Origin of the sequence: Corynebacterium sp. MSK019 (assembly GCF_030232425.1) — a bacterium.
In the GTDB taxonomy this organism is placed as follows: domain Bacteria; phylum Actinomycetota; class Actinomycetes; order Mycobacteriales; family Mycobacteriaceae; genus Corynebacterium; species Corynebacterium jeikeium_D.
In genome coordinates, this window is sequence record NZ_JASPJT010000008.1 from 127,282 (window position 1) to 151,346 (window position 24,065).

At 59.3% G+C, this 24,065-nt stretch carries 22 protein-coding genes; 11 read left to right on the top strand and 11 right to left on the bottom strand.

The window, feature by feature from the left end:
- Positions 1–2 precede the first annotated feature (2 nt).
- The 4 genes from QP982_RS07395 to QP982_RS07410 form a co-directional block, all read right to left on the bottom strand.
- Positions 3–380, bottom strand: coding sequence for a DUF485 domain-containing protein (locus tag QP982_RS07395; protein WP_016423298.1), 378 nt, complete (start codon positions 378–380; stop codon positions 3–5).
- Positions 381–606: 226 nt separating this feature from the next.
- Entirely contained in the window at positions 607–3,060 is a 2,454-nt protein-coding gene (locus QP982_RS07400) for an HAD-IC family P-type ATPase (RefSeq protein WP_284870364.1), read from the bottom strand.
- Between the two features lie 41 nt (positions 3,061–3,101).
- Positions 3,102–3,854 (bottom strand): enoyl-CoA hydratase, encoded by a 753-nt coding sequence (locus tag QP982_RS07405; protein WP_048733677.1) that lies wholly within the window; start codon positions 3,852–3,854, stop codon positions 3,102–3,104.
- A 61-nt stretch (positions 3,855–3,915) separates the two neighbouring features.
- Entirely contained in the window at positions 3,916–4,782 is an 867-nt protein-coding gene (locus tag QP982_RS07410; protein WP_069359658.1) for an aldo/keto reductase, read from the bottom strand.
- A 133-nt stretch (positions 4,783–4,915) separates the two neighbouring features.
- On the opposite strand from QP982_RS07410, the gene QP982_RS07415 reads away from it, so the two are divergent.
- The 4 genes from QP982_RS07415 to QP982_RS07430 are packed head-to-tail and all read left to right on the top strand — an operon-like array spanning position 4,916 to position 7,978.
- Positions 4,916–5,179, top strand: coding sequence for a helix-turn-helix transcriptional regulator (locus tag QP982_RS07415; RefSeq protein WP_042388879.1), 264 nt, complete (start codon positions 4,916–4,918; stop codon positions 5,177–5,179).
- Positions 5,180–5,181: 2 nt separating this feature from the next.
- Positions 5,182–5,751 (top strand): hypothetical protein, encoded by a 570-nt coding sequence (locus tag QP982_RS07420; protein ID WP_284870365.1) that lies wholly within the window; start codon positions 5,182–5,184, stop codon positions 5,749–5,751.
- Positions 5,752–5,810: 59 nt separating this feature from the next.
- On the top strand, positions 5,811–6,716 hold the full coding sequence (locus QP982_RS07425) for an ABC transporter ATP-binding protein (protein WP_284870366.1): 906 nt from the start codon (positions 5,811–5,813) through the stop codon (positions 6,714–6,716).
- The gene (locus QP982_RS07430; protein WP_016423304.1) at positions 6,713–7,978 is read left to right on the top strand and encodes an ABC transporter permease; all 1,266 of its coding nucleotides are present in this window, start codon (positions 6,713–6,715) and stop codon (positions 7,976–7,978) included. Before QP982_RS07425 ends, QP982_RS07430 begins: the two co-directional genes overlap by 4 nt.
- A 113-nt stretch (positions 7,979–8,091) precedes the next feature.
- Here QP982_RS07430 and QP982_RS07435 read toward each other — a convergent pair whose 3' ends face one another.
- Complete coding sequence (locus tag QP982_RS07435; protein WP_016423305.1) at positions 8,092–9,078, bottom strand: ribokinase; 987 nt, start codon at positions 9,076–9,078, stop codon at positions 8,092–8,094.
- Positions 9,079–9,186: 108 nt separating this feature from the next.
- Between QP982_RS07435 and QP982_RS07440 the strand changes: the two genes are divergently transcribed.
- On the top strand, positions 9,187–10,668 hold the full coding sequence (locus tag QP982_RS07440; RefSeq protein WP_070862586.1) for a carboxyl transferase domain-containing protein: 1,482 nt from the start codon (positions 9,187–9,189) through the stop codon (positions 10,666–10,668).
- Positions 10,669–10,917: 249 nt separating this feature from the next.
- On the opposite strand, the gene QP982_RS07445 is transcribed toward QP982_RS07440, so the two are convergent.
- Positions 10,918–11,277 carry an FKBP-type peptidyl-prolyl cis-trans isomerase gene (locus tag QP982_RS07445; RefSeq protein ID WP_005511805.1) on the bottom strand — a complete coding sequence of 120 codons (360 nt, stop codon included), beginning with the start codon at positions 11,275–11,277 and terminating at the stop codon, positions 10,918–10,920.
- A gap of 216 nt (positions 11,278–11,493) precedes the next feature.
- A complete protein-coding gene (locus QP982_RS07450; RefSeq protein WP_016423307.1) occupies positions 11,494–12,789 on the bottom strand; it encodes a citrate synthase in 1,296 nt (431 codons plus the stop codon).
- A gap of 724 nt (positions 12,790–13,513) precedes the next feature.
- Between QP982_RS07450 and serC the strand changes: the two genes are divergently transcribed.
- The 3 genes from serC (at position 13,514) to QP982_RS07465 (ending at position 16,837) form a co-directional block, all read left to right on the top strand.
- Positions 13,514–14,650: a phosphoserine transaminase gene (gene serC / locus QP982_RS07455; RefSeq protein ID WP_070549879.1), complete on the top strand. Its 1,137-nt coding sequence runs from the start codon at positions 13,514–13,516 to the stop codon at positions 14,648–14,650.
- A 141-nt stretch (positions 14,651–14,791) separates the two neighbouring features.
- Positions 14,792–15,916: a septation protein SepH gene (gene sepH, locus QP982_RS07460; protein WP_284870367.1), complete on the top strand. Its 1,125-nt coding sequence runs from the start codon at positions 14,792–14,794 to the stop codon at positions 15,914–15,916.
- Positions 15,917–15,931: 15 nt separating this feature from the next.
- Positions 15,932–16,837 carry a DUF6928 family protein gene (locus tag QP982_RS07465; protein WP_070601701.1) on the top strand — a complete coding sequence of 302 codons (906 nt, stop codon included), beginning with the start codon at positions 15,932–15,934 and terminating at the stop codon, positions 16,835–16,837.
- 3 nt (positions 16,838–16,840) lie between these two features.
- On the opposite strand, the gene QP982_RS07470 is transcribed toward QP982_RS07465, so the two are convergent.
- From QP982_RS07470 to QP982_RS07480, 3 genes are all read right to left on the bottom strand, one after another.
- On the bottom strand, positions 16,841–17,713 hold the full coding sequence (locus QP982_RS07470) for a TrmH family RNA methyltransferase (RefSeq protein ID WP_016423311.1): 873 nt from the start codon (positions 17,711–17,713) through the stop codon (positions 16,841–16,843).
- 9 nt (positions 17,714–17,722) lie between these two features.
- On the bottom strand, positions 17,723–19,237 hold the full coding sequence (locus QP982_RS07475; protein WP_016423312.1) for an NCS2 family permease: 1,515 nt from the start codon (positions 19,235–19,237) through the stop codon (positions 17,723–17,725).
- Positions 19,238–19,395: 158 nt separating this feature from the next.
- Positions 19,396–20,088 (bottom strand): DUF3027 domain-containing protein, encoded by a 693-nt coding sequence (locus QP982_RS07480; protein ID WP_224433761.1) that lies wholly within the window; start codon positions 20,086–20,088, stop codon positions 19,396–19,398.
- Between the two features lie 23 nt (positions 20,089–20,111).
- Between QP982_RS07480 and QP982_RS07485 the strand changes: the two genes are divergently transcribed.
- Positions 20,112–21,272: a glutaminyl-peptide cyclotransferase gene (locus QP982_RS07485; protein ID WP_070429967.1), complete on the top strand. Its 1,161-nt coding sequence runs from the start codon at positions 20,112–20,114 to the stop codon at positions 21,270–21,272.
- Between the two features lie 122 nt (positions 21,273–21,394).
- The gene (locus tag QP982_RS07490; protein ID WP_070642801.1) at positions 21,395–21,889 is read left to right on the top strand and encodes a DUF2771 family protein; all 495 of its coding nucleotides are present in this window, start codon (positions 21,395–21,397) and stop codon (positions 21,887–21,889) included.
- Between the two features lie 72 nt (positions 21,890–21,961).
- On the opposite strand, the gene QP982_RS07495 is transcribed toward QP982_RS07490, so the two are convergent.
- Positions 21,962–22,393, bottom strand: coding sequence for a cold-shock protein (locus QP982_RS07495; RefSeq protein ID WP_005511873.1), 432 nt, complete (start codon positions 22,391–22,393; stop codon positions 21,962–21,964).
- Between the two features lie 870 nt (positions 22,394–23,263).
- On the opposite strand from QP982_RS07495, the gene QP982_RS07500 reads away from it, so the two are divergent.
- The gene (locus QP982_RS07500; protein ID WP_016423316.1) at positions 23,264–23,884 is read left to right on the top strand and encodes a transglycosylase family protein; all 621 of its coding nucleotides are present in this window, start codon (positions 23,264–23,266) and stop codon (positions 23,882–23,884) included.
- Positions 23,885–24,065 lie beyond the last annotated feature (181 nt).

Sequence of the window (24,065 nt, forward strand, 5' to 3'; positions counted from 1 at the left end):
GCCTATGCCTCCTTCTTTGCGACGATTTCAGCGATTTCTCCGCTTTCCAGTGCCTCGCGCAGCTCTGCCTGCATCGGCTCGAGCTTCTTGTTGGCGAAGTTGATGTACACCCAGGTGATGGCGAAGGTGGTCACGAACTGAAGCAGACCAAGGACGATGCCCAGGTTGATATTGCCTAGTACGGGAGTCGCCATGAGGTCTGGCGCGAACGTCGCAAACAGAACGAATGCGATGTACCACACCAGACCTGCGACGGTCATCGGGATGGCGAAAGAACGGAATGTAGAGCGGAGCTCTTGGAACTGCGCTGAGTTTTGCACGTAGCGGTACTCGGCCGCCTGTGGCTTATGCCGGTCTGCCGGCAAGGGAGTTGCGGACACGGGCTAATCCTTTCCAGGAAGTTATGCAGGTGTTCGTAATGAGGTCCAGCACAGCCACCCCGAGGGTGTGCCATGCACCACATTTTTCATTATGTGTGGAAACAAAGTTACCTGGAACACAGTTAGCAAAGAAGTTAAATGCGGCTAACTACTTCTCAGCGAGCCTTAAGGCACCCCCAAAAACGCCATTACCTGCATACTTAGGCGCCGTTTTTACTACCCCCATTTACGCCGTTGTACTCGTGTTCTCCGCTTCTTCCGGCAATGGCTTACTCTGACGCCACCACCACAGCGCTTCGATAATGCCCGCACCGATGGCTCCCACAATCAGCGCGGGAATCAACAGCTCCCGCCCTACCCAGTACAGATTAAGCACTGTGGCCACTGAACGAACCGAGAAGATGAACAGGTAGGCTCCTGCCGATACCGCCAGCAACAGAACCTTCCACCAGGTGTATGGCCTAGCCACGACCACCAAAACCCAAAATGCCGAAACAATCAGCACAATGAGGGTCGCAGTAGACGCCTCCCCTCGTGCCGCATCGCTGGCGTCGACTCCCGGGTTTGCCCACAACCAAAACATGAAGGTCAACAACCCCACCGTGATGCCCGCCGGTATCGCTAAGCGCAACACGCGCCGTACGAAACCATCGCGCGCACGCTCCAAGTTAGGAGCCAACGACAGCACGAAGGCCGGGATTCCAATCGTGAACCATCCCGTAATGGTCACATGAATCGGCTCGAATGGATAATCCATCCCCCACAGCCCCACAGCCAGCGCCAGCACCACCGAGTAGATAGTCTTCGTCAAGAAGAGGTTGGCCACGCGCTCGATATTGCCAATGACGCGACGCCCCTCCGCCACAATCATCGGCATCACGGCGAAGCGATTATCCAACAGCACCAACTGCGCAACCGAACGTGTCGCCGGCGCCCCATCGCCCATAGCCACGCCCAGGTTCGCCGCTTTTAGCGCCAGCACATCATTGACACCATCACCGGTCATCGCCACATGATGCCCCCGCGACTGCAGCGCATGAACCATATCGCGCTTATTCTCGGCCGTGACACGGCCGAAGATCTGCCGCGACTCCACAATGTCTGCGAACTCGTTGCGGATCTCGGTGGGCTTGGCTTCGCTATTCTCATCGCGGCTGACCGGAAGCTCAGACGCATCGACAGGATTGTTAGCCCCCTCCATTTCCAGCTCACGTGCAACAGCCCCCACGGAGCGGTCATTGTCACCAGAAATGACCTTGACCTCGACGCCTTCTTCATAGAAGTAGGCCACCGTGTCCGCCGCATCTGAACGCACCTTCTGCCCCAGCACGACAAGTGCGACTGGCTCCAACTCCACCTCGCCACTCTTCCGCAGCGCACCGCCGGGCAGGTCATCTGCCCCAACTGATGTCCGCGCGAGCAGGAGCACACGAAGTCCTTCCTCCATAAGCTGCCGAGCTTTCTGCATGCCGACCGCGGAGTCGTCGACAAGCACATCGGGCGCGCCGAAAACCCACGTCGCACCGCCGTGATACGTCAGCGCCGACCACTTATTCGCCGAGGCAAAGGGGCGGGTTCTGGCTTGTTCATGCTTTACGACGTCCCCTGCGTCCGCAAGCCCATTGAGCAGTGCACGAGCCGTTGCGTTGGGACGATCGTCGAGCTTGCACAGATCGATGAGTGCGGAGTCGACCTCATCGCGGGAGGTACCGTCACCCGATACGATGTCGACTTCCACTAGCTGCATCGCATTTTCGGTGAGCGTGCCAGTTTTGTCGACACACACGGTGTCGACACGCGCGAGACCTTCGATGGCGGGCAACTCATTGACCAGCACTCGATGTCGCCCCAAGCGCACCACCCCAAGGGCAAATGCGATGGTGGTCATGAGGACAAGCCCCTCAGGGACCATGGGCACCAGCGTGGCGACCATCCCCAGCAGCGCATCGTTGAAATCATCGCCGGCGACAAAGAGCTGCGTATAGATTGCCAAGGCGCCGACGGGAATGAGAATCCAGGAAATGTAGGTCAGGATCTTGTTGATGCCGCGGAAGAGCTGGGAATCAGTCAGCGTGAATTTGTTGGCCTCAGCTGCGAGCTTGGCGGCGTAAGCCTCCTTGCCCACTTTGGTGGCCTGATATCGCGCCGACCCCACCACGACCGAGGAACCCGAGTAGACCATGTCCCCAACGCTCTTATCGACGGCATCGGATTCACCGGTGAGAGAGGACTCATCGACAGCCACGTCAGAGGCGTAGCGGAGAATACCGTCAACGACGATTTGGTCACCGGGACCAACCTCGATGAGATCGTCGAGGACGACGGACTCGCGGTCGATCTCGCGAGCAGGCTCCCCGTCGCGAATGACCATGGGTTTTGCACGGCCGACAATGGAAAGCTTGTCCAGTGTGCGCTTGGCACGCAGTTCTTGGATGATGCCGACGATAGAGTTGGCGATAATCAGCAGACCAAAGGCACCGTTGACGATTGAGCCGGTATAGAGCACGACTGCGAATAACACAGCGAGAATACCGTTAATCCGGGTAAACACATTGGCACGGATAATGTCCCACACACTGCGCCCGGATGTTGGCGGCAGCTCGTTGACGTGCCCCAACTCGATGCGTTGCTGGACCTGCTGTTGAGTAAGACCACTGTCGGGAGTTTTCCACGAGCCCATGCCTGCCTACCCTATTCGCCTAATTGCTGAACCTATTCGACCTATTTGCCAATGAAATTTGGTTCGCGCTTTTCGGCTCGCGCCTTCGATGCCTCCGCAGCATCCTCGGAAGCCCACACCGTGTCGTAGAGCTCCTGCTGGTAGTCCTTCAACGGGCTATGTGTCTCATCGTCGTTGAGCACTGCCTTGTGGTAGGCCAGCGACAGGGGCGCGTAGGTGGCGATACGAAGCGCTACCTCCTCCGCCTTGTCCGGACCACCAAGGTAGGAAGCCAGACCACAACCGCGGGCGGCTTCCTGATCCATGCGCTCGGCCGCCAACAAAATAGTGCGGGCGCGGGCACCGCCGACGAGTACGCGTACGCGGCGAATTGTCCAGGCATCGACAGCGATACCGAGCTTGACCGGCGGAATCATAAACCAGCCGCGCTCACCCACGACGCGCAAATCGGCCGCCATCGCCAGCTGCATCCCAGCGCCGACAGCCGGCCCCTGCACATCCGCTATAACCACCAGACGGCTGGCCTCGATTGTGCGCAGCATTCGACGGAGCTGTTCGTGGAAGGAATCTTCATGGTGCTGGCCACTCAGGTCGGCGCCCGCACAGAAAGCGCGGCCTTCGCCGCGCAGCAGGATAACGCGCTGCTCTGGAACCTCAGCGGCAGCTTCCACCGCATCGGCGATGTCACGACACACGTCGGCAGTCAGGGAGTTGCGCTTATGATCTCGGTCGATGGTGATAGTGACAATTGCGCCGTCGGCTTCGACGCGGATTTCAGATGCTGGGTTCGTCATAGCATTTAGGCTACCCGCGAAACACCAATAGTGATGGGGCTATAAGCAAATCTAAATTCGCTTATTCGTTGCCGAATACCCGCGGGTCGCCACTCAGGCGCCCGTCGGCACGCGCCATCGACGCAATCGTTTCCATGTCCTCGTCGGTGAGCTCAAAGTCGGTGACCTGAAAGTTCTCCTTGATGCGCGACGGCGTGCCCGACTTCGGGATGGCCACGATGCCACGCTGAAGGTGCCAGCGGATAGCAACTTGGGCGGGAGTTTTACCCAGGCGATCTGCGATTTCAGCAATCGGCGAGCCCTCAAAGTACTTCGCGCGCCCCAACGGCGACCAAGCCTGCGTGACAATACCGCGACGACGATCGTCTTCAACCTGCTCATTCTGCGGGAACTGCGGATGCAGCTCAATCTGGTTGACCACCGGAGTCTCCGAGAGCTGGTCGAGCACCTCTGGGTAAAAGTTCGCCACACCAACCGAGCGAATCAGCCCCTCACGATTGAGCTCCAGCAGCGTATCGAAACACTGCCCAAACGTCCCCTGCTTCTCCACCGGCCAGTGCACAAGCACCAGGTCAACGTAGTCAAGGCTGAGCCGTTCTAAAGATGCCCGCACGGACTCGCGCGTCGCCGCCGACCCCTGCGCATCGTTCCAGACCTTCGTGGTCACGAAGATATCTTCACGCTTTACGACGTTCGCAGCGACCGCATCAGCAATACCCTGCCCAACCCCTCGCTCATTGCGATAGAGCGATGCGGTGTCGATGTGGCGGTAGCCGATTTCCAGGGCGTAGCGCACGGATTCGCGCGCCTGCTCATCGTCAAGCTTGTAGGTACCGAACCCCAGAATCGGGATGGCGTTGCCATCGACCATTTCCACGTTGGCAATTCCGGTTGTCGCTGCATCGTACTTCAGATTGAGTGTGGTCATGCCAACCGAGTGTACGGACTGAAAATTTTTTAGATTTTTTCTACCCCGCTGAGCTGCGGTTTAGAAAGGTGAGTGCGCTTCATTTTGTTGCGAACAGTTGACGTAGCGTTGTGTTTATATAACACTTTGGAGTGTGTCCCCAAAGATTAAACCCAAAGAACCGATATTCAACAGAATTTCAGTGCTGCGGGCAGAACACGGACTCAGCCGAGCCGAACTAGCCAAACAAGTAGAGGTCAATCCTCAAACGATTGGCGCGTTGGAGCGAGGTGACCACTACCCCAGCTTGGATCTGGCATTTCGCATCTGCGCGGTGTTCGATCTCCCCGTTGAGGCGGTGTTTTCTCGCGAGGAATTCAAGCCCATGTCCTCTGCCCTATACCGAAAGGAAAGCTAACGATGCCAGCTATTCGGACTGAAGACGCAACACCGAACTTTTTCGAAAAGCTAGAAGCCCGGCGCGAAGCGAAGTACACAAAGCGTGTCGAGCAGATGTCGAGCTGGTTGCCCAAGTGGCGCAACCAGGCGGCGCGGCGGAAGCTGGTCATCGCATTCGAGGTGTGCCTTGTGCTGATGCTGCTGAGCGGCATCGCGCTTCTCGGTAGCCTGACCGATATTTTCCCGGGATGGCTTTCTCTGCTCTGGCCAGTGATTTCCCTCATTATGGTCGTCGTCTGGGCCAGCCTCAACATCACAGTCGACATGGTTGACAGCGCACCGACCTCGCTACTGGACGAATACCAGCAGGAACAGATTCTGAACCTGCGGGGGCTGACATATCGCTGCTTCACCTACTTCGGCTTGGTGGCCTTCCTTGCTCTCGTTCTGGTGGGCACCTATGTCCTGAACGCGCAACCTGACTGGGGACGCTACATTCCGTACAGCTTCGGAATCTTCGGAATTATCGCTTTCCTCTACATTTCCACGCTGCCCACCGTCGTCTACGCCTGGAATCTGCGCGACGACTAGTACGGGCTCAAAAACTCATATCCCTCCTCTGCCCTTCACTCCTCAATCTAAGGATCACCATGAACAGCCTCATTATTGACGGGCTTGAGAAGTCCTACGGAGACCTGCAGGTTCTCCGTGGCATGAGCTTCCAAGTTCACCCTGGAGAAATCTACGGCTTCGTCGGCTCTAACGGTGCCGGCAAGACCACCACTATGCGCATTGCCCTGGGCGTGCTGGCCACCGATAAAGGCGAGGTGCGCATCGGCGATACCCCGATGAATGACTCGCTGCGCCGCACGATTGGCTACATGCCAGAAGAACGCGGCCTCTACCCCAAGGCTGAAGTCCGCAAGCAGCTGATTTACTTTGCTCGCCTACACGGTGTGCCCACCAAGCGCGCGGAATCCAATGCCGACAACTTGTTGGAGCGCCTCGGTCTCACCGAGCGTGCCAACGACAAGGTCGACACGCTCTCGCTCGGCAATCAGCAGCGCGTGCAGCTGGCAGCCTCCCTCGTCCACGACCCAGAAATACTAGTCCTCGACGAGCCCTTCTCTGGTCTCGACCCAGTTGCGGTCAAGGTGATGAGCTCCGTACTCAAGGAGTACGCCGACCGCGGCACCCCGACTGTGTTCTCTTCCCACCAGCTCGACCTTGTCGAGCGCATGTGTGACCGCGTCGGCATCATCTGCGACGGCCGCATGCTCGTGGAAGGCACTGTTGATGAGCTGCGAGCACGGGGCCCACGGGCTTTCGTCGTCAAGCTCGATGGTGCGCCCCAGGATTGGGCGACCTCCGTCGAGGGCGTGACAAGCGTGGAGCGTGATACCCATGGTGCCACCGTCGTTCACCTCGATTCCAACGCCCCCGCCGACACCGACCAGAAGCTGCTACACAGCGCGATGGCAGCGGGAACGGTCCGTTCGTTTGGACCTCTGCAAATTCCACTTACCGAGCTCTACCAGGAGGCCGTACAGCAATGAGCACCAACACTTACAACGCCTCAACGGCCGTCAAGACTGTTTTCGTCCGCGAACTCCGCGAGCATCTGCTGAAGAAAAGCTCGCTAATTACGCTGATCATCATGGCGGTGGCGGCCGTCGGCGGTATCTTCGTTGCCGACTACATGACCTCCAAGTCCGATAATGACACCGTAAAAATCGCGGTCGTCGGAGAAGCGCCGTTCGCGGACTCTCTCGCCGACGCCACCGCCGAAATAAAGGATGCTGAAGGCGCGGATGCCGCAGCCGGCGCATTTGCCACAGCATCGCTCTCACCGTTGGAGATTACGTCCGCGGCAGACGACAAGGCCGCTCGCGCTGCCGTCACCGACGGCGACGCCGACGCCGCTCTCGTCCCCGACACCGCAGAAGGCAAGGAGGGCTCGTGGAAGCTGCTTGCCGACGACGCCCCATCCTGGCTGGCCCCAATGCTGCAGGAGTCGCTGCAGAAACAAAATGAAGCCATGCTGCTCAGCGAAAACGGAATCAACCCCAGCGAGTTTTTCTCCAAGACTCAAAGCGCAGCCGTGTCGGTGGAGTCGCTGGATGAAGCCAAAGACGAGAAGATGCCCGCAGTGGTCATCACACTGATTGGTGTGATGGTCATGATGACCGCCATCCTCGTCTTCGGCGGCGCGGTGGCCACCAGCGTCATCGAGGAGAAGTCCTCCCGCGTCATCGAGATCATTCTCTCGACCGTTCGCCCGGCGCACCTGCTGGCTGGCAAGATCCTCGGCGCCGGTCTGGCTGGCATCATCATGATGAGTGTGCTGACCGCCAGCGCCGCAGTTGCCCTCATGATTACCGGATTGGCGGAGAGCTTCGATGTGCCGTGGTCCGCAGTCTGGCTGCTGGTCCCGTGCTTCATCCTCGGTTACTTCTTCTTCGCCGCGCTGTATGCAGCCTCCGCATCCTTGGTCAGCCGTATGGAAGATTTCCAGGGCGCACAGATGCCGGTACTGGTGTTCTCGCTGATCACGATGTATGTTCCGCTGTTTGGCTGGAGCAAGCTGGACTCTACCGTCATGCAGATTGCAGCGTGGATTCCACCGGTTTCCATCACCACTGCCCCGATGCAGTACGCCGTTGGCAACTTCTCCGCACTCCAGTTGGCGGCTTCGCTGCTAATCATGGTTGTGGGAGTAGCCGCAGTCATCGCACTCGCCGCCTGGATCTACCCGCGCAATGTCCTGCGCACCGGTGCCGCGGTCAGCTGGAAGAAGGCTCTGACAGCCAAGAGCTAGCCCCAGCCCTGCCCAAAAGAGCGTGGCTCCTTCGGCCACGGTCACCTAAAACCGAATAATCGTCAATCGCGTAGTTTGCTCAGCGCACCTTATAGGCCTTTGCTCAGCGCACCTTATAGACCATGGTCCGCCGCAAACTGCGCGATTTTTCCTGTCTCGCCATAGGAGGTCTGCGCCCCCACGCCTGTCGCCGCATGAGCCGAGACCACCGCCGCAAGACGAGCTGCCGTCACCACATCATCGCCCGCGGCCAACGCGGTGAGGACCGTACCCATGTACGCATCACCGCAGCCCGTGGTGTCCACGACCTCGATGGGCAGCGCTGGAATGCGAGTGACTGCCACCTCGCTTTCCGACGTCCTCAAGACCGCAGACCCCTCCCCGCCAAGTGTGACAATGGCCGTGGAAATCCCGTGTTCGTCGGCAAGCGCGCGCCCAACCGCATCCCACTGACCGTGCTCGCAACCGGCGACCGCGCGCTCGGAGCCGATGATGGCTGCGAGTTCGTGCTCGTTGACAATGAGGACATCGACCAGCGCGAGCAGATCCTCACTGACCGCCCGAATCGGCGACAGGTTGAACACCACCGGCACACCCGCATCGTGGGCAATCTGTGCGGCGGCCAGGACAGCCTCATCACAAATCTCCAGACACAGACCGAGGCACCCAGCCCGCTGAATCTTGTCCGCATGACTGCGCACCATCTCAGCATCGACTTCACCATTGGCGCCAGCGGAGATGACAATGAAATTCTCCGCCGCATCATCAACGACAATCATGGCTGTACCAGTGGCAGAGTCGACGGTCTCAACTGCAGAGATGTCCACGTGAGCGTCGGTAAGCGCGTCGCGCAGCAACTGCGCATTGGGATCCGAACCGACCGCGCCGACCAGTTCCACGGCCGCGCCCAGTCTTCCAGCCGTCGCCGCCTGATTCGCCGACTTACCGCCCGGCAGAATGCGCAGAGGACTGCCCTCGATAGTCTCGCCACCATGCGGCAGGCGCTTCACGGTGACGGTCAGGTCTGCGTTGATGGAACCGACGACACATACGTTTGGCCTCTGTTCAGCCAGCTCGGTGAGGCGCTCAGTAATCGGCATTGGTTCGACTCCTCGGTAGTGCGGACACGTTTTTTCCGACAATAGCGCTACCCCTTTCCGCCCACCATCAACTAAGCCGGTTTACCCCTTGTTTACTACCGTGGAGGTATGGCTAGAATCAGCGCCCAACAAGTAATAGATACCGTCCTCGACCACGGAAGTTTCACCTCCTGGGACGGCGCGCCCGAGCATGGCAACATCGACGAGTCCTACCGCGGCACACTGTCCCGAGCCTCTGAGAAAACCGGTCTCGATGAGGCCGTTATCACCGGTGAAGGCACCGTCGGCGGCAAGCGCGTCGCCGTCATCTGTTCTGAGTTCGGCTTCCTCGGCGGTTCTATCGGCGCCGCAACCGCTCGTCGTATTATTCGCAGCATCGAGCGCGCGACTGCGGAGCAGCTGCCGCTGTTGCTCTCCCCGACCTCGGGCGGCACTCGCATGCAGGAGGGCACTGCTGCGTTCGCGCTCATGATCTCTATTACCACCGCAGTGGCGCGCCACAAGGATTCTCACTTGCCATTCCTGGTGTACCTGCGCAATCCCACCACCGGTGGTGTCATGGCGTCGTGGGGGTCGGCAGGCCACTTCACCTTCGCAGAGCCCGGCGCACTTCTCGGCTTCCTCGGCCCGCGCGTCGTCGAGCTCGCTACCGGCGAACCCATGCCCGAAGGCATTCAGACCTCCGAGAACCTGTTCAAGCAGGGCATTATCGACGGCATCATTCCGCTCGAAGGTCTGCGCGGCGCTGTCCGCCGCACCATCGACGTGCTTGCCGACGGAGACCCCAGCGAACCCACCCCACCGCCAGTAGCAGCCATTGATGGTCGCGATACCTGGGAAGCTATCCTGCGCACCCGCGATACTTCTCGTCCAGGTGGCGGCGACATTATCGATGCCCTTGTCGACTGCTCCGTGCCGATCTCCGGCACTGGCGATGGCCACAAGTCGCTGTCGGTCCGGGCTCGCCTGGCGCGGATTGGTGAGCGGCCGGTGATTCTGGTCGCCCAGGATCGCCATAACCAGCCGCCGCTGGGCACGCATCCAATGGGGCCTGGCTCACTGCGTTTTGCCCGCCGTGCGATGCGCATCGCGGAGAGCCTGAACATTCCGCTAGTCACGGTCATTGACACCCCAGGCGCTGAGTTGACCAAAGACGCCGAGGAAAATGCCATGGCCGGCGAGATTGCCCGCACCTTGACCACGCTGGTGAACTTGAAGGTTCCGACCGTGTCACTCATTCTCGGCCAGGGCTGCGGTGGCGGTGCGCTGGCCATGCTGCCCTCTGACCGCGTGCTGGCAATGCACGATGCCTGGATGTCTCCGTTGCCGCCGGAGGGCGCTTCGGCGATTATCTACCGAGACACCGAGCATGCCCCGGAAATGATGGAGGAGCAGGGCGTTGGCGCCGAGGCCATGCTGAAGACCGGGGTCATCGACGAGATTGTGGCCGAACCTGAGGATTCGTCCGAACTGCCCCGCCGTGCTCTGAGTGCTATCGAGCACGCCCTCTGGGAGCTAGAGAAGAATCCGGCTCGCGTTGGCCGTGAGCAGCGTTTCGACCACTACCGTCGCTTCGCGCTGAGCGAGTAAGGGGGCTGGGGCCTGGTGTGGGGCTGGTCTGGGCCTGGTTTGGGGCTGGTGTGGGCCTTCAGCCCCCACCCCAACCTCAGAAAGCAAGAAAGTGACTGAGTTTATGACACTTTTGGGCAATTTTTCACGCCTGAAGTGTCATAAACGCAGTCACTTTCTTCGCCGGAAATCCTGCAAACCGCCGACGGAGGGATGGGCAGGAACCGCGAAGCGAAGCTCAGCCGGCCAACAGAGCTAGCATGCGGACTTTTACTTAACGTCCAACAGGTCGATGACGAAGACCAGGGTCTTACCAGACAGGAAGTGTCCTGCACCAGCCGGGCCGTAAGCTTTCTCCGGCGGGCAAATCAGCTCGCGACGACCGCCGACCTTCATGCCCGGAATGCCTTCCTGCCAACCGGCAATCAGGCCGTTCAGCGGGAACTCGATGGACTGGCCACGGTTCCAGGAAGAGTCGAACTCTTCACCGGTTTCGTAGTCAACACCCACGTAGTGGACCTCGACACGAGCACCCGGGGTGGCCTCCTTGCCGTCACCGACAGTGAGGTCGTTGATGACGAGTTCCGTCGGAGCCGGACCGGACTTAGCAGTGAGTTCTGGCTTGGACAAGACAATCTCCTATCACAGTTGGCTTTTTCACAGTTGGTATTCAGCCCAACGTAAATGGACCCAACTTAAATGGGGTTTCTTAGAATTCTAGGAAAAATAAAAGGCGCGTACCAACCTTTCGAAGGCTAGTACGCGCCTTTTCGCGTTTTCAACGCTGGACTTTTCTATGCTGAGTTACCTGCGAGAAACTCCTACGCGGTAATCGCTAGAAAATCCTTAGCGCTGGTCGCGCGGAACGAAGTCACGCTCGGTCTCGCCGGTGTAAATCTGGCGAGGACGGTTGATCTTCGATGCCGGGTCAGTGACCTGCTCGTTGAACTGAGCGATCCAGCCCGGGAGGCGGCCGATGGCGAACAGGACGGTGAAGAAGTCCGTCGGGAAGCCCATGGCGCGGTAAATCAGACCGGTGTAGAAGTCAACGTTCGGGTAGAGCTTGCGGGAGACGAAGTAGTCATCAGCCAGTGCAATCTCTTCCAGCTTCATAGCCAGATCCAGCAGCTCGTCGCCGCCGAGGTGCTGGAGCACCTCGTGGGCGGTCTTCTTAGCGATAGCTGCACGCGGGTCGTAGGACTTGTAGACGCGGTGACCGAAGCCCATCAGGCGGACGCCCGGCTCCTTGTTCTTCACGCGGTTCATGAACTCGGTTGCGTCGCCACCGTGGTTCTGCTGGATGTCCTCAAGCATCTCCAGAACAGCCTGGTTAGCGCCACCGTGCAGCGGGCCAGACAGAGCGTTGATACCAGCAGCGATGGAGACGAACATGGAAGCGCCGGAGGAAGCGACCATGCGGACGGTGGAGGTGGAGCAGTTCTGCTCGTGGTCAGCGTGCAGGATGAGCAGCTTATCCAGAGCGTCAACCACTACCGGATCAACCTCGTAGTCAGCGGTCGGGTAACCGAACATCATGCGCAGGAAGTTCTCGCGAGCGTTCAGGTTGTTGTCCGGGTACATGTACGGCTCACCCTTGGATGCGCGGTAAGCGTATGCAGCCAGCATCGGGACCTTAGCCATCAGGCGAACCGCAGCCAGGTTGCGCTGCTCTTCGTTCAGCGGATCCAGCTCGTCCTGGTAGTAGGAAGCCAGAATGTTGACCGAGGAAGCCAGGGTCTGCATCGGGTGTGCGCCACGCGGGAAGATGCTGAATGCGCGACGGAAGTCCTCGTCCAGCAGGGTGTGGTGACGAATGTCGTGGTTGAACTGCGCAAGCTCTTCCTCAGACGGAAGGTGGCCGTGAATCAGCAGGTAGGAAACCTCGTTGAAGGTAGCCTTCTCAGCCAGCTGCTCAATCGGGTAACCGCGGTAGCGCAGGATGCCGTTACCGCCGTCGATGTAAGTGATCTTGGACTCGGTAGAACCGGTGGCGGTGTAGCCCGGGTCGAAGGTGGTCAGTCCAGTTTCCTGGAGCATCTTGCCCAGTGCGATACCGTCGTTACCCTCGGTTGCCTTGACGATGTCCATCTCGAACTCGCCGCCCGGGTAGTGGAGTACAGCCTTGCCGTCTTTAGTAGCCACAACTTCCCTTTCACAGAAAAATTCTTCTTAACGACTCCAGAGTGCGGGGGAAGCAGGCACAGCGGAAAACAGCATGCTGCCTCCCAACTCCACGCCACCCCTTCGGGGTCGCATTGTTTTCAATGATTCAATTATGCGCGACATTTGCGTTCCATTGCATCTTGCCCAGTGAAAAAAGTTTGCTTAGTTCACATCGACCGTGTCGTAACCATAAAGAGCCGACACCTGCAGTGGATTAGAACACACAATATCAAAGAGTGTGAGCAGTGCAACACCCTCTACCCCATTCGGGCAGCCTGGGCTTACCCAATCTTGACCCCTCTTTACCCCGAAATGCAAATGGAAAAACGGGTTTATTACGTTGTCACTGCTCATTTACTAACCAGGAGGCCAGGAGCACATTCAACAGCCAATGTCTTTAAAAGTTCAAAAGCCATCGAGCCGACGCCCGAAAACACATCGACTAAATCCACAATAATTCACCCCTCGCCGCCCGCCCGAGGCTCCACACCGCCAAGTTTTCAGCGCCAACAAAACTGGAAAAAATTCTTCGCAAACTTTGCAAATACGCCAATCCACCCTGTTTTGTTATGCAAAGTACGGAAGCGGGGGCAATTGAACCCCACCCTTTTGCTATAAGTACCCCCGATTACCGCTAGAGTTTGAAGACAACGGCTGTATATCAAGCTTCACTTTGAATGCACTTTGAAAGGTTGCGCCTCATATGAGCGATCAATTCCCAGTCCTCCCTGAAGAGTTCCAGCCCGGCGACGGCCGCTTTGGCTGCGGCCCGTCGAAGGTTCGCCCGGCGCAGATTCAGGCAATCGTTGACGGCGGTACCTCTATCATGGGTACCTCCCACCGTCAGCCGGCAGTGAAGAACGTTGTTGGTGAGGTTCGCGAGGGTCTGGCTGAGCTCTTCCAGCTTCCGGAAGGCTACGAGATTGTCCTGTCCCTCGGCGGCGCAACCGCTTTCTGGGATGCTGCCACCTTTGGGCTCATCGAGAAGAAGTCCGCTCACCTGACTTACGGTGAGTTCTCCTCCAAGTTTGCCAAGGCCTCCAAGATGGCTCCGTGGCTCGACGCTCCGCAGATCATCGAAGCAGAGCCGGGTTCCGCACCTGAGGTTGTCGCTGGCGAAGAGGGCGTTGACCTTATTGGTTGGGCTCACAACGAGACCTCCACCGGCACCATGGTTCCGGTCACCCGCCCGGCAGGCTCCGAGGGCCAGCTCGTGGCTATCGATGCCACCTCCGGTGCCGGCGGCCTCCCGGTCGACATGTCCCAGGCTGACGTCTACTACTTCTCCCCGCAGAAGTGCTTCGCTTCTGACGGCGGCATCTGGTTGGCTGCAATGTCCCCGGCTGCCATCGATCGTATTGAGAAGATCAATTCTTCCGACCGCTTCATCCCGGCTTTCCTGAACCTGCAGACTGCCGTTGATAACTCCCGCAAGAACCAGACCTACAACACCCCGGCCGTCGGTACTTTGCTGATGCTGGCTGATCAGGTCAAGTGGATGAACGCCAACGGTGGCCTCGATGGCATGGTTGCCCGCACCACCGAGTCCTCCTCCCACCTCTACAACTGGGCTGAGAACCGCGCGGAGGCAACTCCGTTCGTCACCGATGCTGCAAAGCGCTCGCTGGTCGTCGGCACCATCGACTTCGAGGACAACATCGACGCCGCACAGATCGCCAAGGTTCTGCGCGCCAACGGCATCCTCGACATCGAGCCGTACCGCAAGCTGGGCCGCAACCAGCTGCGCATCGGTATGTTCCCGGCCATCGACCCGGAGGACATCCGTCGTCTGACTGGCGCTATCGACTGGGTTCTGGACAACGGCTACGCTGCAAAGTAACAGCCAAATACCGGCCTCAGCCGCATAACTCCCGCGCCACGCGCAAGGGCATTGCCCCATTTGTCCGTGACGCGGGAGTTTTGTCGTTTACCATGATTAGTGAGCATTACTTATAACGTCGACCAACAAGGAGGTTCTCGCATGAGGGAGCTGAAGCCCGTTCTGGACGGCGATGTGACCGATTCACTGATTCTCGTTCCCGCCGATATCACCGAGCAGGAACGGCAGGAGGGACTTCGCTTCACGCTGCCTCTCGACGAGAACCTGCGCACTTTCCTGGTCGAGCACTTCGAGCTCGCCGATGCCACTGGTTCCCCTGCTGTAGCTGATTCCGCATCGCTTGCCGACGGATCCAGCGCCGCCACCGCCACTGCCAGCGGTAGCTCTGGGGAGAGTGCTACCGCAGAGAGGGGCTCCACCGACGGAAGTTCCACTAGTGGCAGCACAGCGGAAGCCACCACCGCAAGCGGCGACGCGGCCGAAGGCAGCGAGGCGGCCGGCAACTCCGCTACGGCAGGCGGGGCACCGAAGAAGACTCCAACGGCGCCGAAGCCAGTTCTGGAAGAGCCTCGCGTAGTTTTGTCGCCGCGCGAAATTCAGGACCGCATTCGCAGCGGTCAGACGGTGGAGGAGCTCATTGAGTACAGCGGCATGCAGCCGCGCAAGATTGAGTCCTTCGCCTACCCGGTGCTTGCGGAGCGCGCACGTATTGCGGAGCTCGGCAAGCAGTCGAAGCCACGTCGCATTGATGGCCCGGCCAAGTTGTCCCTGTGGGAGATTCTCGCCACCGCTTTTGCCGCTCGTGGCCAGGAACTCGCCGATGCCTCGTGGGATGCCTACCGCGACCCGAGTGGACAGTGGATTGTGACGGTTACTTGGAATGTCGGCCACACCACCAACGTAGCTGAGTGGAGTTACCAGGCGGAGGGACTTTCCGCACTCACCATTGCTCGCAATGAGCTGGCAGCAGAGCTGATTGACCCCGACTTTGCCCGCCGCAACCGAGACTTGGCTCCGCAGGCCAATCGAGCTGCCGATACCGCTGACACCTCTGAGATGCCAGCCGCATGGCAGTCTCCGGCGGAGCCGCAGCGAGGCCACGGGGAGCAGGACGTTCCGTCGCAAAGCGACGTCGACGACGATGTTGACGAGGCGGAGTTCTTGCAGCACCCGGACGCGGAGCAGCCGAAGCGCAAGAAAAAGACTGTCATGCCGTCGTGGGAGGATGTGCTTCTCGGCGTACGTCCGAACGGCCCGAAGAAGTAGGAGTTTCCCTCGACAATGAGCTCCATGACCAGTGGCAACGCTTCTGATTTCGAATTCTCCGCGATTCGCCGCGGTGTAGTCACGATTTGGTTTATCAGCACCAATGACCCTGCTGCGACCCTGGAGACAGGTGTTCAGCACGACCGCGGTTTCGGGCGTCGTTTCCTAGCTCTCTATGACTCAACGCTGCCGGTAACACCGATTGGTGATTTCCCGCTCAACCGCTCGGCGGAAACCGGTGACGGTGAATACTACATCGGTGGCTTTGAGGGCGTTGCCGTACTGCAGACGGTTCTCGATGATGTCTCGCAGCTGTCCAAGCTGTCGCCTCGTCTACGGCAGGAGATTGCCGCCACGGACGTCTACGCGAGTGTGTCGAATAAATCCACGGGCTTCGGTGCCTTTGCGCATTGGCACGATGGTGAGCTCAAGCGCGCTTTCTCCGCTACTCGCTACCGCACACTGGAAGACATCGGTCTTCCCTGCCCCGCAGAGGGCAGTTTCTGGGCGGGCAAGCACCGCCCGCTGCCCGACGCTTTCGAAGATACGGGTTCACGTCCACGCGAGGGGGTCGGTTTGCCGTTCGTTCCGGCAGAGCTTGCCGACGCCGTCATCACCGACTGGCTCGGATTCGACCCGCATTCGCCCGCTACCGATATCCCTGTTAGTGGTTTTGCGGTGGATGGCCGTCGTGCGGCTCCCGGAGCTTCGTATTCGACGTCTCGTAGTCCACGCGGGCTAATGGGTGAGCCGGGTTCGTCCGAGTCTGGCGCAGAGCTTGACCGCGCCTACGACGACTACGAAGTTCACAACGCAGAGCCGAACCGAGACTTTCTGGAGGAGCTCAGTCGCTTTGGGGCTAAGGCCAAGAACTTCGCTGGCCGCACCTGGCGGCGGGCGCGAGGCAAGTTCGGGAAATAGTTTCTACCGTCCGGCGCGCTGTGACTGAACGCGCAGTCGCTCGTAGAACGCGATCGCTGCGGAGGTAGCCACATTCAGGCTGTCAGTTCCCGGTGACATGGGAATGCGAGCACGCACATCGGTGGCTGCCATCGCGTGCTCGGTAAGCCCCTGTCCCTCAGCGCCAACGAGAATCGCGACCTTGTCCGTGTCCATGGCATCCCACAGGTCCACCGTGCCCGCAGGGGTCATGGACACCACGCGGAAGCCCTGCTCTTTGAGCTGGTCCAGGCTTCGCTGCCAGGTGGTCGTAGTACCGGGCAGAGTCGCAAATGGGACTGTCAGCACATGCCCCATGGAAACGCGCACACTGCGGCGATACAGCGGATCGGCGCAGGCCGCGCCGAAGACGACCCCATCCACGCCCATGCCCGCCGCGTTACGGAACAGGGCTCCGATGTTCTCGTGGTCACCGACTCCCTCCATCACGGCCAAGGTGGTGGCTCCGCTCAGAACTTGGTCCACCGATAGCTCCGGCGCGCGGTCAGCGGTGGCCAGCAGGCCGCGGTGAAGATCAAATCCGGCCGCTGCGGCCAGAACCTCGCGGTCGAGTTCAAACCAGGGCACCGTTTCCGCAATAGCGGCCTCGCTCGCGGTCAGTCCGTCGGCAAGCGATGCGAGCTTCTGGCGAGTACCAAAGACTGCGCGGAGCGGAAAGCGTGAGCGCACTAACCGCGGCACAATGAGCGTGCCTTCGGCGATGACCAGCCCCTTCCCACCGGGCAAATCGGGGCGGGAATCGGACTTGTTGAGGTTGCGGATGTCATCGAGACGGCTGTCGGCGGGATCGTCGACGACGATGGGCGCAAAGCGTTCGAGGAATGTGGTGGTACTCATGGAAACTCTTTAGCCGCCCAGCAGAGCGGTGAACGGATCGGCGGCGAAGTAGATGATGAACAGGCCGGAGACAATCCACATCAGCGGATGTACGGACTTGGCACGACCCGAGAAGATAGCCATCGCAGCAAAGGTGATGAAACCGATGCCGATACCATTTGCAATCGAGTAGGTAAACGGCATGGTGACAATAGTCAAAAATGCCGGCAGTGCGATGTCGAAACGGGTGAAATCAATCTCGGTGATCTGCCCGATCATCATGGCACCGACGATGACCAGCACTGGCGCGGCAGCCTCGATGGGCACGATTTCATAGAGCGGGGTGAAAAACATCGCTGCCAGAAAGAGGATGCCGGTGACAATGTTGGCAAGGCCAGTGCGTGCACCATCGGCGATGCCCGCTGCGGAATCCACAAAGACGGTGTTCGACGAGGAGCTGACTGCACCACCGACAATGGCACCGGTGCCTTCGACAACCAGTGCGCGCTTCATGTCCGGCAGCACACCGTCTTCATCGACAAGTGCGGCCTGCTTGCCCAGACCAGTCATCGTGCCCATGGCATCGAAGAAGTTCGCCAGGACCAAGGTAAACAGCAGCATGGTGGCGCTGAGGGCACCGACGCGGGCAAAGGATCCGAAAAGATCCACAGCTCCAACGAGGGACAAGTCCGGCATGCCGCCTACGCGGTCCGGCAGAGTCGGTACCGCGAGATTCCAACCGGTCGGCACTGGCTTGCCATCAGCGAAGGAGGGGCCCGCATCCGTCAAGGCCTCGACTGCGAGCGCAATGATGGTATTCAGCACGATGCCGATGAACAGGCCACCTGGAATATTGCGGACAACCATGATGCCGCAGATAATCAGCCCGAGGACGAACACGGCGGTCGGCCACGAGGCAATCTGACCATTGATGCCGAGCTGCACCGGGACAGTCGTGTCAGCGGCATCGGGAATACGGCGAACCAGGCCACCGTCGACCAGACCAATCATGGCAATGAATAGGCCGATACCCACACTCATCGCGGCCTTCATATCGGACGGAATCGCGTGGAAGACAGCTGTGCGGAATCCGGTCAGCGCCAGCAGCACGATAATCACGCCGTCCAGCACGACCAGGCCCATCGCTTCTTCCCAGGCCAGCCCCTCGTTAGCAACGAATGTCACGGCAACCAGGGTGTTGATGCCCAGGCCCGTCGCAATGCCGAAGGGGTACTTGGCAAAGAGACCAAAAGTAATGGTCATGACACCCGCGGCGAGCGCGGTGACAGCAGCGACCTGTGGTATCCCCAGGCTATTGCCGTTGACATCCTCGATATTGCCGAGGATCAGCGGGTTGAGCAGAATGATGTAGGCCATCGCGAAGAAGGTCACTACGCCACCGCGAATCTCGGTCACGGTCGTCGAACCGCGCTCCGTGATGTGAAAATAGCGGTCCACTGCCGAAAGATGGCTCCCCTTCCGTGCAGGCTTGGAGTCCTTCGCCTCATCTGAGGATGTTGCAGAGGTGGACGTACCTTTGTCCATTTTTTATGCCTCTCTAGAGTCTCTTTACTATCCGTGTCACGTGTTTATCCGTGTCAGAGCGGAATTTTTGTGCCGAAAACCGTAACGGTGCAGTCTCTGGGGCCACGGTGGCGTCGAAACTGCACCTTCTTCGTCATCGCGTTTGCCTAGGTGGAAAGCTACAGGTGGGAATCCTGGTAGGGTTCCGCCACCGGTGCACCCTGCCCCGTTACTTCCGGGATAGCTGAGTGAGCACCGCAGCCGTGGTCAAAGCTTACGGCCGTGGCATCGAATGTCCATTCGTTAACGCACACGCCCCAGTTCTTACCGAGCGGCCCGGTCAGCGGGACCATAAAGGCGCAGGTTCGGCAACGGTGCAATGCTTCCCGAGCAAAGTCACTCTCGGGGCCGGTATCGCCCTCTTCCCAACGCTGCTCGGTGTCTTCCACACCACGCGCCGACAAGGTGCGGGTCTGCAAGTCATCGCCGTCGAGTCGCTCATCTCCCACTGCAGCCGGCAACAAATCGCGTGGACCGAGGTCACCGGGGCGCAGCCGCTCCTCGTAGGGCACCCATTCAGGCGCCTGCAGCGCGGTTTCGCCAGGGACAAGAGCCACTTCACTGACCGTCGCCTGTTGAGTGCCCGGCGCGCACGCGACCACCACATGCCACTCCCAGCCCCTGTATCCGGGCAGGTCAGCCGCAAAACGATGCACCGCAACGCCCTCGCCTACGACACTTACACCGGTGTGCGCGCCGGCAGGCCCCTCCCCGAGCTCTTCAATCGCGGTACGGGCAGTGTCGACCGCCTGGTGATTCATCACCTTCCCCCGTCGGCGGCTGTTTCGGGAACGTCGTCGATTTTCAGTCACGTTTCCTATCCTAGAGTGAAGCTATGGACAGATTCCCGTCGGGCGATGCAAAACTCGCCCGCCCTTTCCACTCATCACGCTTTACGACGGTCCGAGCTGCCATCCTCTCCGTGGCAACTGCCGCCCTATTGGCCGGCTGTGCGGCTGAAACTGGTTCAGGTGGCGATCCCTCAGGCGAGGCCCCTTCTAGTGGAGCTAGTGCGGACTCGAACTCCGGCACCGCCCCAAGGTCGACTTCGGCATCGGTTAATCCCTCCGAGCTGGTCGGTGCCGATAAGGTGCCGGGGCTCGGTGACGTTCCGACACTGAAACTGGCCATCGAGCAGTCCTATCCTGTCTTGGCTCCACCACTTCCCACGGAGAAGAATGTCGCTGCGCCTTTTGTCCAGGGCCTTGAGTTCGAACCCGATGGTTCTTTGTTGATGGGCACCGGCCTCTACGGTGAGTCCCAGATTTACCGATTACCGCAGTGGCTCGACAACTCTGCAGCCGAGCCGACCAACGTGGAAGATTTACAGCCTGAACTCTTCGGCGAGGGGATTACCCGTCATGGAGATACCGTGTGGCAGCTGACGTGGAAGGAAGGACGCGCCATTGAACGCGACGCGGCTACTCTCAAGCAGCGTCGCGAGGTTCCCTTCGACACCGAGGGCTGGGGCGCGTGCTCCTTCGATGACACCATCGTGACCTCCGACGGCAGTGGCACCCTCACTTTCCGCGCCCCCGATGACCTCTCTTCCCAGCGTCAACTGGCGGTCACTGCAGCAGGTACAGAGACAACGTGGCTCAACGAACTCGAGTGCGTCACTGTCAACGGCGACGCAGCTCTGGACGAAGTGCCGGACGAAGTACCAGCGGACACGAGCGATTCAAACAACCAGAGCAACGCGGACGGACCAAACTCCCCGCAATCGCACCGCGAGATTTGGGCCAACGTCTGGCAGAGTCCATTCATCTACCGCATCAACCCGGAAGACGGAAAGGTCACAGGCATCGTCGATGCCACCGAACTCTTCCGCGACTTGTACGCGCAGCTCTCCCCAGCAGAGCAAAACAGTATTGATGTGCTCAACGGCATTGCTCTAATGCCGGATTCTTCCTCTACCTCCCCCAATGGCCCCCGCCAGTTCCTGCTCACAGGGAAGAAATGGCCCACGGCCTACCGTGTTACCGTGAGTGAATAGCAGTATCTGGCCCGAAAACGGCTAGTGTGACTGAACGTAGCTTCAATTCCGTTACGAATGTCGGGAAGTGAGAGTTGATGGGATCGAGTAGGCGCCGCTGGCAACAGAATAGTAAGGCGTTCATGGTTGTCGGCGCTATTGTCGTGGTGGGTCTTGTCGTCACCGGCATTGTCCTTGCTGTCAATAAGTGGACCAACCAGGCAATCGACGACCCGCACGCGCTGTCCATCGAGGTCATTCAGGACGGCGAAACCACAGACGTTCTTCCCTACCGCGTCTGCGACCTCTTTGAGAAGAATGCCTGCACCACGACTGAGGCCAACGCCGCCAAGATTTCTCTGGGCGAGCAGGAGACAGCTGAGGTTAACGTCGGCTCCACTGTTGGCTCTAACTCTTGGACTCTGCAGCGTTTCTTCTCCGACGATGCGGTCAACTCCACCTCTCGCAAGGATCCGGGCGAAGCCACGACCGAGACCATCGCCGGCTCCGCAGCTGTTGCCGGAAAACGCACCCCACTCGGGGTCGTGGAGGTTTCCACCGCGCTCATCGGAAAGAACTCCGAGGGCGAAGAGACCACCTACGGAATTACTTGGTCGATCGTCAACGAACCGTCGTAAAGCACAGCAAAACGCCCGCTCACTGAGGTTATCCACCTTCGTGAGCGGGCGTTTTTCACATCTTCTACCGACTTACGAGTCCAGCTCGCGCGCGACCGCACGCAGGACTTCAGCCATCTGGTGGCCGTCCTTACGCTCCGGGTAACGCCCGGCGCGCAGGTCACGCTGCACCGTCGACTCCAGCATGGAAATCATGTCCGAAATCATGCCGTTGAGATCGCTGGGGCTGTGCTTCTTTGCTTGACGACGGGCTCCTGCGCCCCCACCTGCCCCGCCACGGCGGTGACGGGCACCGCGCGGTCCCTCGTCGAGCACCTTGATCCGGAGAGCCTGCGGGCCTGGGCGGCCGTCAGCGTAGTCGTACTCCAGGCGCTGACCAGTTACGAGTTCTTCCACACCTTTCGGCAGCACGTTCTTGCCGATGTAGACATCTTCACCGTCCGGATTCGAAACGAAGCCAAAACCGCGATCCTTGTCGTACCACCTGACCTTACCGATGGGCACTTTCCACCTAACCTTCCCGTGCCCTGTGACTGGGGGCACTCAACCTCGTTCCCCTTGTGCAGCGGTGACTGCCCTTCAGGGTCTTCGGATCGGAGATGCAATTCTTCCGCATTTGCCACCGTCCTCGCACGCACAAACGGCCAGAGTTAGAGGCTCGCTCGGGGCGAGCTTGGCCAGACAGGACCGCGAGGATATGCCAGGCCGGGTGCTGTCTTAATGGTGTTCCTTTAATTAAGGTGCGACCAAAACAGGACGCACTCCAACGGGGAACACATTATTTATTACTGCTTACTAGTGCGAAGTGGCGGCAGCGGTAGCGGCGTGCATGTGCACGTCACCTCCGATTACCTAAAGAACTCAATTATACCCATAGATGGGGACATAAAGGGAAGACGGATCTGCGTGAAGCGAACACTCTCGCGGATTGACGCACCGAGACGGCAACTAACTGCCAGCGTTGGTTCTTTATGGCTATCTCTTATGGCCATCCTTCTCAGTGCATGCGGCGCGCCAAAACCGGAAAAATAACAAGACGATAACGTGAGCTTTATCACATTTTGAAGTTTTAACTTACACAACACCAATAACAGTCACGTCTCTTACCTGCAGTTTCACCTACTTTTATGCATATTTCCCACCTGCGCTCAAAATTAAGAATCCGGCGATTCGCGTGACTATTTCGTTATCAACCGCTACGGTGTGCAATCGACGCGTTTAACGGACGAAGTCGCATAGATCGCCTTCATCTCACTCCAGTGCGATGACATCGGCCCGTTATCAATAACGTGAAGAACTTTCCATAAGAGTGAGATGGGGTTGCATTAGCCCCACTGGCGCCACAAAGAAAATCGACGAAAAGGAAATTTTCATATGGCTCGCCACGCAGCTAAGACCAACACCTTCGCTTCCACTTCGGCAAAGGTTGCACTGACCGGCGCAATCCTCGGTGCCGGTGCCGCTATCTTCGCACCGACCGCTTCTGCAGCTCCGGACTCCGACTGGGACCGCCTGGCACAGTGTGAGTCCGGCGGCAACTGGCACATCAACACCGGAAACGGCTACTACGGCGGTCTGCAGTTCTCCGCAAGCACCTGGAACGCTTTCGGTGGTAACGAGTTCGCTTCGACCGCTGATCAGGCTTCCCGCGAGCAGCAGATTTACGTTGCTGAGAAGGTCCTGGCTCAGCAGGGTTGGGGCGCATGGCCGGCTTGCTCCGCAAGCCTGGGTCTCTCCTCCGGCCCGACCGATCGTCCGCACCCGAGCCAGGGCTCCGCTCCTGTTCGCGCACAGGCCGCTCCGGCAGCTGCTGCTTCCGACTCCAAGACTGACCTGGTCCAGCAGTTCGCTGACCGCCTGTCCAACGTCGACAGCCTGTCCGACGCTCAGGCACTCATCGCTGAGTTCCGTGCACTGACCGGCGAGGTTGAGCTCCCGCAGGAACTGGTCGCAGCCATTCCGTTCGACCTGTCGAAGCTGCAGGGTCTGATTTAAGACTTTCGAGCTAGCCAGCTCATCACAGTAGCCCCGAGGGTAATCCCCCTCGGGGCTACTTTTTGCCTTCCGCAGGTTGGCGGTGCCGACCCAACGCGAGATAGTGGGGTTAAGTGACAAAAAGTGTGTCCGCTCGGTGTGTCGCCGGGTGGGCCCTTTTTATCTCATGGGCCCTTTCCGG